We start from the raw sequence: 8,916 nt of genomic DNA on the forward strand, positions 1-8,916 counted from the left end.
CACCAGCTTCTCGGACCACCGCGCCCACGGTTTTCAGTTGCGTTGCCTCTCGGAATAAACGGTGCCTTCGGGCACTCCGAAATGGCAGCCTCTACCCGATATCGGCGTCCCGCCCCGGGCAACCGCCATTCGCACTCGGGCGGTCCGGTGAACGTCGGCAGCCACGGATTCAGCTGGTCTTCCGCCACGAGCGGCATCTACGGAATGGACTTGTATTCCCGTTCGCAGTACCTCAACACCAGCTTCTCGGACCACCGCGCCCACGGTTTTCAGTTGCGTTGCCTCTCGGAAGAAACGGTGCCGACGGGCACTCCGAAATAGCCGGGTCTACCCCAACAAGGTAGCCTCTACCCTAAAAGTTTTACTCTAACAACGGCAGCCTTTACCCTAAGCAACTCCAATACCGGCCGCTGCTGCCACAAACCAGCCCGATCTGCTCCAACACCGGTCGTCGCGGCCTCGTCAGGCCTGTTCGCCCTACGGCCGGTCGTAGATGAACGGAGGGACAGTGCCCGTCGCATCCCATTCGCCCCACCGCTCCGCGATGTAGTCGAGGATGCGGGCCACCCCCTCCGCCGAAGGCTCCGTCACCAGCCGGGCCCGCGTTTCGCGGAAATCCGGCAGCCCCTTGAAATAGCTGCTCAGATGGCGACGCATCTCCAGAACCCCCGTCCGCTCCCCCTTGAGCTCCACCGACCGCGCCAGGTGATCCCGAGCCAGCGCCACCCGCTCCTTCACCGTCGGCTGCCCGAGCTCCTCGCCCGTTTCGAGAAAGTGCCTCACCTCGCGGAAGATCCACGGCCGGCCGAACGTCGCCCGGCCGATCATCAGCCCGTCCACCCCGTAACGCTCCAGCATCTCGGCCGCCTTCGGCCCCGAGTCGATGTCCCCGTTGCCGATGATCGGAATCCGGATCGACGGGTGGTTCTTCACCGCCCCGATCAGCGTCCAGTCCGCTTCGCCCCGGTAGAGCTGCGCCCGCGTCCGTCCGTGGATCGTCAGCGCCTGAATCCCCACGTCCTGCAGCCGCAGGGCGATCTCTTCGATGTTTTTCGACTCCTCGTCCCATCCCAGCCGCGTTTTGACCGTCACCGGCAGCCCGACCGCCTGTACGATCCGCCTCGTCATCTCCACCATCTTGGGGACATCGCGCATCATGCCCGACCCAGCTCCCCGTCCCGCGATCTTTTTGACCGGACACCCGAAGTTGATGTCGATCACCTCCGGCCCCGCCGCCTCGGCCATCCTCGCCGCCTCGACCATCGGTTCGATCTCGCTGCCGTAGATCTGGATCCCGATCGGCCGCTCCTCGTCCGCCAGCCGGAGCTTCTCGAGCGACTTGCGCGCGTCGCGGATCAGCCCGTCTGCCGAGACGAACTCCGTGTACATCATGTCCGCCCCGAACCGCTTGCAGACGTAGCGGAACGACGGGTCGGTGACATCCTCCATGGGGGCCAGAAAGAGCGGCACGCGGCCCAGCTCCAGGTTTCCGATTTTCATAGTCGGGGGTGTGTAAAAGTCGGGTACAAAAATAACGCCTCCCCGGGCGCCGGCAAAACGGCCCGGGCAAATAAAACGGGCGGGTCTCTCTGAGTGAAAGAGAAACCCGCCCGCATACAGGCACCTTCCGGTGTCCCTATTTGTGCGAGATGACCAGCATCCTGGAGTTCTGCCAGAATGCCTCCTTGTCCGTGATCACCAGCTCTTCGATCTCGTTTTTGTCGCCCTTGATCAGGATGTAGCTCGTCTCGGGGTGGATCGTCACGATCCGCACCCGGTTCTTGCCGATCGGGATCCGTTCGATCACCCGGTCGTCGGCCACCGTGAAGTCGTCCAGTTTGGCCTGGTCGTTCATCACGCGGGTGCGCCCGATGAAGCCCTTCTTGTCGATGATCTCGTCGTCGAGCAGCTCTTTTTCCTTCCCGACGATGTAGTAGACCGTGTGCAGCTGTGCATCCTGCTCAGCCACAGCGCCCTGCAGTTCGGTCTTGTCCTGTTCGAGGTTCGTGACCGTATGCCCCAGCGCCGCGATTTCGACTTTCAGGGCTTTCACCTGGTCGGTGAGCGATGCGAGCTGCGTATTTTTCTGGTCGAGCTGTTCCTGCAGCTGGGTGATGAGCCGTTCGAGTCCCCCGATCTGCACGCGGGCCTCCTTGAGTTTGTCGGCCGACACCTGGAGCCGGGCGATCGTCGCACGGTTCTTGTCGAGCAGTTCGCTGATGGCGGCGATGTTCTCGGCCACCCGCTCCTTCATCGGTTTCGAGAGCTCCGTGCCCGAAGCGGCCGCAGCGGTCACCAGCCGTTCGTGTTCGGCGATGCGGTCGATGCCGGCAGCGATTTCGCCGATGCTGTTGAAGGCGTCGTTGATGATCGAGTCCTTGGCGGCGATCACCTGCGCGAGCGAGTCGTTGGTCACGGCCAGCGGATCGGGTTTGGCGTTTTTCGTCGGGCCGCAGGCAGCGAAGAGGGCCGCCGCAGCGCCCAGAATTAGCACTTTTTTCATCATGAATGGTGTGTTAATGTGAGACTGCATGAAAAATCGATACGAGGAAAGAGTCGTGCAAAGATAGTGCCATTTTTGCACTCCGTCACTCCACGTCGACCAGATCCCGGAGCTTCACCCCCAGCGCGCGGCTGATGGTCCACAGCGTGCTCAGGGTGACATTCGTCCGGCCGTATTCGATCCGGCTCATGTTCGATTTCTCGAAGTTGCACCGTGCGGCGAGGTCTTGCTGGCTGATCCCGCGCTCCGTCCGGAGTTGTACGATCCGGCGGCCGATCCGGTACAAAATCTCTTCCATCTCCCGGGTTGTTATCAAATATGATAACAAAGATTTTTCTTTATCTTTGCAAAACGGTTATCATATATGATAACTTGACGGGCGGATACAATAAAGAACCGTAAATATTCGATTTTATGTTTCAGGGGATTTATAGCCCTTCCGGAAGGTTTTGCCGCCTCCTCTTCCGGCTGTCGGTTCCGGTGTGGTTCGGGCTGTCGGCCGCGGCTGCCGGCGAGAGCCCGGCGCCGGACGTGCGGAGCGGGCGGCGGGTGCTGAGCATCGAACGCGACGAGAACGGATACCGGAAGCAGTTTTATGCCATCCTTCGTTTCGAACCCGGAGCCGGGGAGCTGGTCGTATGGAATCGCGGCGCCGATCCGGAGCTCAATCCGGTTTTGCGGGTTCGGTTTTCGCTGCCCCCGGTTTCGGATTCGGCGGGGTGGTGCTACGAGGGGGTGGTGTTCCGCAACCTGAATCCGGGCAAACCGGCACGGATCGAGTCCGGCACGAAACTTGAAAATTACCGGCCGGGAACCGATTTTCTGGTGCGTGAGGCGGATCGGGAGAGCCGCTACCGGATCGGCGGGAGAGTCAGATAATGTAATCCTAACGAAAAACAACCGGAAAGATTCATGGAAATTTCGGAGATCATACCGACCCTGCTGCTGGGTGCGACGATCGCTTTTTTGTTGATTCGTCCTTTCGTCGTTCGCCCCTCCGAGCCCCGGCGATCGGGCCGGAGCCGGGCGGTGCGTCGTCGCAGGCGTGCGGAGCCGGCTCGCCCGACGCGGATTCTTTCTTCCCCCCGCCACGCGACGCATCCCCGGCTGCCGTAGCCCCTCCTCCCGCCGTCCCGTGTATCGAATAAAAAAAGCGCGGCTGACGAACGATCGTCAGCCGCGCGCTTTGCAAGCTCCTCGACAAGGACTTGAACCTTGGACCCCCTGATTAACAGTCAGGTGCTCTAACCAACTGAGCTATCGAGGAATTTCCCGTCTCCCGTCCGTCGGACTCTCCCGTCCGGAATCGTTTGACGATGCAAAAGTAAGCAAATTTCCGATACCTCCAAACACGACGGCAAAAAAAACTGAAAAAAAAGTTGCAGCGGCCCTCAGGCCGCGCTCTGCCGTGTGTCTTCCCGCCGGAATTGCCTATCTTCGCCGGAGGAAAATCCGGTTCTTTCTCATTCAGGGTGTCTGTTCCGGAGTGCCGCCGCTTCGTCGCGGAGGCGGCGGCAGAGCGAACCATCCATTCAGCGACCCACTGACCGACTCTCTGCCGTACGGGGTCTCCCCGGACGGCCCGGTTAGTTAATCCGCTCCCTGTCGGGAGTCCTCCGCCCCCGGTCTTTCTCCCTCCGCGGCGTCAGCCCGGGCGGACTCTGCCAGCGGTCGCTGCCTCATGCGCCTTTCCCGGGCAACCGCAACGCAAACTCGGGCGATCCGGTGAACGTCGGCAACAACGGGTTCAGCTGGTCTTCCGCCACGAGCGGCATCAACGGCCTGGACTTGAATTTCAATTCGCAGAACCTCAACACCAGCAACTCGGACAACCGCGCCCACGGTTTTCAGTTGCGTTGCCTCTCCGAGCATGGATCCCGACACCCTGATTTTTTCTTCTCCCGTAACTGTGTATCTTTGCTGGATTTTTATTCCGAACGAACATGTATCGCTTTTTTCGACCGCTTCTGTTTTGTCTCCAGCCCGAGACGATCCACCACCTGACGGTGCGTCTGTTGCGATGCCTGCACTATGTGCCCGGCGCGCGGTTTCTGCTTCGGGCGGTCTATACCCGCCGTTCGCCCGCGCTGGAGCGCGAGGTGCTGGGGCTGAAATTTCCCAACCCGATCGGTCTGGCCGCGGGGTTCGATAAGGATGCCGAGGTGTACGACATGCTCGGCGCGCTGGGCTTCGGTTTCGTCGAGATCGGCACCGTCACCCCGAAAGGGCAGGGCGGCAACCCCCGTCCGCGCTGTTTCCGCCTGCCCGACGACCGGGCCATCATCAACCGCATGGGGTTCAACAACCGCGGGGTGCAGCACGCCGTCCGGAACCTGCGGCGACGGCGTCCGGGGCTGATCGTCGGCGGGAACATCGGCAAAAACAGCCTCACGCCGAACGAAGAGGCTCCGGCCGACTACCTCAAGGCTTTTCGCGCCCTGTACGACTATGTGGACTATTTCGTGGTGAATGTCAGCTGTCCGAACGTGGTGAACCTGACGGCTTTGCAGAGCACCGACTCGACGGTGGCGATCCTCGAGCCGCTCAAGGAGTTCCGCCAGGGGCAGTCCGATTACCGGCCGATTCTGCTGAAGATTTCGCCCGACCTGACCCGCGAGCAGGTCGACCGGATGATCGAGGTGGTCGAGACCTGCAAGATCGACGGCATCGTGGCGACCAATACGACGACTTCGCGCGAAGGGCTGACGACTGGTGCCGAACGCCTCGCCGAGATCGGCAAGGGGGGCTTGAGCGGCGCTCCGCTGACGGTTCGGTCGCGGGAGATGGTGCGTTACATCCGGGAGAAGACGGGCGGCCGCCTTCCGATTATCGGTGTGGGCGGTGTGATGAGCGTCGAGGACGCCGAGGCGATGCTCGACGCGGGGGCTTCGCTGGTTCAGCTCTATTCGGGATTTATTTACGAGGGGCCGGGGTTTGTGAAGCGGATTTGCCGGCGTCTGGCCGTCGGCCGGTGATTCGGCAGCAGAGGGCAGAGGGATTTGGAGCCGGCGTCAGCCGGCTTTTGTGTTTTATATGGTGTTAGCCCCGGGCTACCGCTACTACCGTACGGGTGTGCAAGACAACATCGGCAGCTGCGGTTGCGGTTGGTTTTCAATGGCCAGCAACACCCATAGTATGGCCTTGAGTTCTGGCGTCGCATGGCTCTATCCCAGTAACGAGAACCCTCGCGGCTACGGTTTTCCGTTGCGTTGCCTCTCGGAATAAACGGTGCGTGTCGCACTCACAAATGGCCGCCTCTACTCCATTTTACCGACACAGCCGCAGCGAAACGCAGTTTCGCCCGTCCACGGGACGTGGGGCCCGCGCGGCCCGAGCGCAGTACCCTCAAACCAACCGCGCGCCGTCGCCTTAAAAGGGAAATCGTCAAAATGTGCCGGCACGTTTTGACAAGATTTCCCAAGGCGCGCGGACAGAAAATGGTACGAAAATTTGGGCTGACCCAGCCAATTGCCCACCGCGGGCACGCGGGGCCTGCCCGGCCCGAGGGCAGTTCCGTCCGGCTCAAAGCTCGACCGCGCGCCGTCGCCTTAACAGGGAAATCGTCAAAATGCACTTGGGCGTTTTGACAGGATTTCCCAAGGCGCGCGAAACACAAAGCAAAACCCTGCGGGTCGCAAAAGCTCGGCCCCGAGTATAGCCCCCGTGTCCGCCTCACTGCGGCTCCGCTATCGCTCCGCCACCTCATTTCTCGCGCGCCTTAAGCGATTCATACTATTTCGGCTTGCGCCAAAATAGTTGAATCGCTTCTTAAGGCATGGCGCGCGTCGAGCTTTGAGCTGGACAGAACTGCCCTGCGCGGGCGGCGGCCGGGTGACCCCGGCAGGACGGAGCGATACTACGTATCGCTTACTGGTTCGCTGCCCCCAGTTCTTTGTCGCGCGCCTCGGGCGATTCATTCTCTTTCGGCTCATCGCCGAAATAGTTGAATCGCCTCTTTAGGCAGCAGCACACAATTGGCTTGAGGGGACTGTTCTCGTTGGCTTACGCGTTGCCTTCGGCTTCCTCGTGCTACCTTGGCAGAGTCCGTAAACGGTCTCTGCTCTCGGTACGCTACTCGGTTCCTCCTCGCCGTTCGGCAATCAGCAAACTATGTTTGCATTGCCCTCACTGGCAGCGTCGGTTGAAAGAAAGGTACCCGAAGAACTTTCAGTTAGCTACGCTACGCCTTAGGCTCCGCAAGACTCTGGTTTCCTGTCCGCGCCCTACTTGTTCATCGTCGCCAGGAACTCCTCGTTCGAGACCGTCCCCTCCATCTGCTTCTTGACCAGCTCCATCGCCTCCACCGAGTTCATGTCCGTCAGGTGGCGGCGCAGGATCCAGATCTTCTGCAGCGTATCCCGATCCAGCAGCAGGTCGTCCCGCCGCGTCGAAGAGGCTGTGATGTCCACCGCCGGGTAGATCCGCTTGTTCGAGAGCTTGCGGTCGAGTTGCAGCTCCATGTTTCCCGTCCCCTTGAACTCTTCGAAAATCACCTCGTCCATCTTGGAGCCCGTATCGATCAGCGCCGTCGCGATAATGGTCAGCGACCCCCGCTCTTCCGTGTTGCGGGCCGCGCCGAAGAAGCGTTTCGGTTTGTGGAGCGCATTGGCGTCGACCCCCCCCGAGAGCACCTTGCCCGACGCCGGCTGCACCGTGTTGTACGCCCGCGCGAGACGGGTGATCGAGTCGAGGAAGATCACCACGTCGTGTCCGCATTCGACCATCCGTTTCGCCTTTTCGAGCACCATCTCCGCCACCTTGACATGCCGCGACGCCTGTTCGTCGAACGTCGAGGCGATCACCTCCGCCTTGACGCTCCGGGCCATGTCCGTCACCTCCTCCGGCCGTTCGTCGATCAGCAGCATGATCATGTAGGCCTCCGGATGGTTGTCCGCAATGGCGTTCGCGATCGCCTTGAGCAGCATGGTTTTCCCCGTTTTCGGCTGGGCCACGATCAGTGCCCGCTGCCCCTTTCCGATCGGTGCGAAGAGGTCGACGATTCGGGTGGACAGATTGTTATGCCCCTTGTCCGTGATGTCGAATTTGGTTTCCGGAAAGAGCGGGGTGAGGAATTCGAACTGGATCCGGTCGCGCACCATCTCGGGCGCCAACCCGTTGACTTCGACCACTTTGACCAGCGGGAAGTACTTTTCTCCCTCTCTCGGCGGCTTGATGATCCCCTTGACCGTGTCCCCCTGTTTCAGGCCGTAGCTTTTGATCTGCGCCGGCGAGACGTAGACGTCGTCCGGCGAGTTGAGGTAGTTGTAATCGGCCGACCGCAGGAATCCGTATCCGTCCGGCATCACCTCCAGCGCCCCCTCGCAGTCGATGATTCCCAGAAAGTCGTTCTGGTGGTCGATCCTGCGCGGCTGTTCTCCGGCTTGCTGCCCCGCCGCCTGAGGCGTCTGCCCTTCGGCTGCCGGGTTGTTGTATCGTCCCCGGTTGTTCTCTCGGTTATAATTGCTGTTGTAGTTGTTGCCGTACCGCGGCGCATAGCCTCCCCCCTGTTGAAAGGTCTGGCTGCCGTGTTCCTGTGCGGTTTTTTCCGGACTGGCGCTGTATCCTCCCCTGGCGTTTCCGCCGCCGTAGGACGGTGCGGAGAAGCCTCGTCCCGCCGCCTCCGGTCGTGCCGTTCGATTTGCCGTCTCTTGTTGTCCGCCGTTTTGTGCTCCCCGGTGGGTCGGGGTCGCGCCGGTTTCCGTCGTTTCGCTCTCCGGGGCCGTCATCCGCCGGCGCCGTCTCCGCTCTTGTCCCTCTTCCGGAGCGGGAGCTGCCGATGCCTGCTTTTCCGGTTCCGGCTCGGTTTCCGAAGCGGTCTCTCCGGCTTCGTCGTAAGTCTCGCCCAACAGTCTGGCGATCAGCTCCTGTTTTTTGACATATTTTTTGCCCGTGACCACTCCCGCGGCCTCGGCCATCGAACGCAACTGTCCGAGTGACAGTTGTTTAAGCGTTTCTCTATCTGACATACAAGTGTAAATTGCGGTCGTTCGTCGACCTTGCGTTCCACGCGCGGCGCGAACATCGGGGAGAGGGTTCTCCCGCGAGGTTGCCGACCGCGGAAACGGTCCGGTCTTGCGACACGTCCGGAAGCGTGTGAAATAAAAGGTGTGTGAAAGAGGAATATTTTTGAAGTGAAATCCTCGCAGCTGCGAACCTCGCCTTAGGTACAGGCCGGTCATTCCGATGCGCGAGTCGTGCTGAAAACAGCACCCAAAGATAGGTAAATTTTTTGACCGTGCAAAGTGCGTTTTGGGGATCTCCCGGCGCGCGGACAGAGAATGAGTTTTGCGGAGCCTAAGGAGGAGCGTAGCTATCTAAAAGTCTTTTGGGTACCTTTTGCCCGAAGGCTTCCTCGCGCTAACTCGGCATAGCCCGCAAGCGGTCTCTGCTCGCGTAACGCCGCTCGGTTCTTC

8 protein-coding genes and 1 tRNA gene are annotated in these 8,916 nt (G+C 60.8%); 4 read left to right on the plus strand and 5 right to left on the minus strand.

What is annotated here, in order from left to right:
• The first annotated feature begins 147 nt into the window (after positions 1 to 147).
• Positions 148 to 321 (plus strand): hypothetical protein, encoded by a 174-nt coding sequence (locus QZ292_RS08305; protein WP_294600461.1) that lies wholly within the window; start codon positions 148 to 150, stop codon positions 319 to 321.
• Positions 322 to 477: 156 nt separating this feature from the next.
• On the opposite strand, the gene dusB is transcribed toward QZ292_RS08305, so the two are convergent.
• From dusB to QZ292_RS08320, 3 genes are all read right to left on the minus strand, one after another.
• The gene (dusB, locus tag QZ292_RS08310) at positions 478 to 1,500 is read right to left on the minus strand and encodes a tRNA dihydrouridine synthase DusB (protein WP_294600462.1); all 1,023 of its coding nucleotides are present in this window, start codon (positions 1,498 to 1,500) and stop codon (positions 478 to 480) included.
• A gap of 136 nt (positions 1,501 to 1,636) precedes the next feature.
• Entirely contained in the window at positions 1,637 to 2,503 is an 867-nt protein-coding gene (locus QZ292_RS08315) for a hypothetical protein (RefSeq protein WP_294600463.1), read from the minus strand.
• Positions 2,504 to 2,588: 85 nt separating this feature from the next.
• Positions 2,589 to 2,819 (minus strand): helix-turn-helix transcriptional regulator, encoded by a 231-nt coding sequence (locus QZ292_RS08320; RefSeq protein WP_365331385.1) that lies wholly within the window; start codon positions 2,817 to 2,819, stop codon positions 2,589 to 2,591.
• Positions 2,820 to 2,917: 98 nt separating this feature from the next.
• Here QZ292_RS08320 and QZ292_RS08325 point away from each other — a divergent pair, with 98 nt between their 5' ends.
• The gene (locus tag QZ292_RS08325) at positions 2,918 to 3,382 is read left to right on the plus strand and encodes a hypothetical protein (protein ID WP_294600465.1); all 465 of its coding nucleotides are present in this window, start codon (positions 2,918 to 2,920) and stop codon (positions 3,380 to 3,382) included.
• 314 nt (positions 3,383 to 3,696) lie between these two features.
• On the opposite strand, the gene QZ292_RS08330 is transcribed toward QZ292_RS08325, so the two are convergent.
• Positions 3,697 to 3,770 (minus strand) — tRNA-Asn (locus QZ292_RS08330).
• A 458-nt stretch (positions 3,771 to 4,228) separates the two neighbouring features.
• Between QZ292_RS08330 and QZ292_RS08335 the strand changes: the two genes are divergently transcribed.
• Complete coding sequence (locus QZ292_RS08335) at positions 4,229 to 4,507, plus strand: hypothetical protein (RefSeq protein WP_294600467.1); 279 nt, start codon at positions 4,229 to 4,231, stop codon at positions 4,505 to 4,507.
• Positions 4,447 to 5,478, plus strand: coding sequence for a quinone-dependent dihydroorotate dehydrogenase (locus tag QZ292_RS08340; RefSeq protein ID WP_294600469.1), 1,032 nt, complete (start codon positions 4,447 to 4,449; stop codon positions 5,476 to 5,478). Before QZ292_RS08335 ends, QZ292_RS08340 begins: the two co-directional genes overlap by 61 nt.
• 1,248 nt (positions 5,479 to 6,726) lie before the next feature.
• On the opposite strand, the gene rho is transcribed toward QZ292_RS08340, so the two are convergent.
• The gene (gene rho / locus QZ292_RS08345) at positions 6,727 to 8,469 is read right to left on the minus strand and encodes a transcription termination factor Rho (RefSeq protein WP_294600471.1); all 1,743 of its coding nucleotides are present in this window, start codon (positions 8,467 to 8,469) and stop codon (positions 6,727 to 6,729) included.
• Positions 8,470 to 8,916: the final 447 nt, after the last annotated feature.

It is taken from the genome of uncultured Rikenella sp. (assembly GCF_910577125.1).
GTDB lineage: Bacteria > Bacteroidota > Bacteroidia > Bacteroidales > Rikenellaceae > Rikenella.

What these genes read in the sequence shown, in the direction of transcription:
- rho (WP_294600471.1), bottom strand. Translation starts at nt 8,469, where the DNA reads ATGTCAGATAGAGAAACGCTTAAACAACTGTCACTCGGACAGTTGCGT.
- QZ292_RS08315 (WP_294600463.1), bottom strand. Translation starts at nt 2,503, where the DNA reads ATGAAAAAAGTGCTAATTCTGGGCGCTGCGGCGGCCCTCTTCGCTGCC.
- dusB (WP_294600462.1), bottom strand. Translation starts at nt 1,500, where the DNA reads ATGAAAATCGGAAACCTGGAGCTGGGCCGCGTGCCGCTCTTTCTGGCC.
- QZ292_RS08340 (WP_294600469.1), top strand. Translation starts at nt 4,447, where the DNA reads ATGTATCGCTTTTTTCGACCGCTTCTGTTTTGTCTCCAGCCCGAGACG.
- QZ292_RS08325 (WP_294600465.1), top strand. Translation starts at nt 2,918, where the DNA reads ATGTTTCAGGGGATTTATAGCCCTTCCGGAAGGTTTTGCCGCCTCCTC.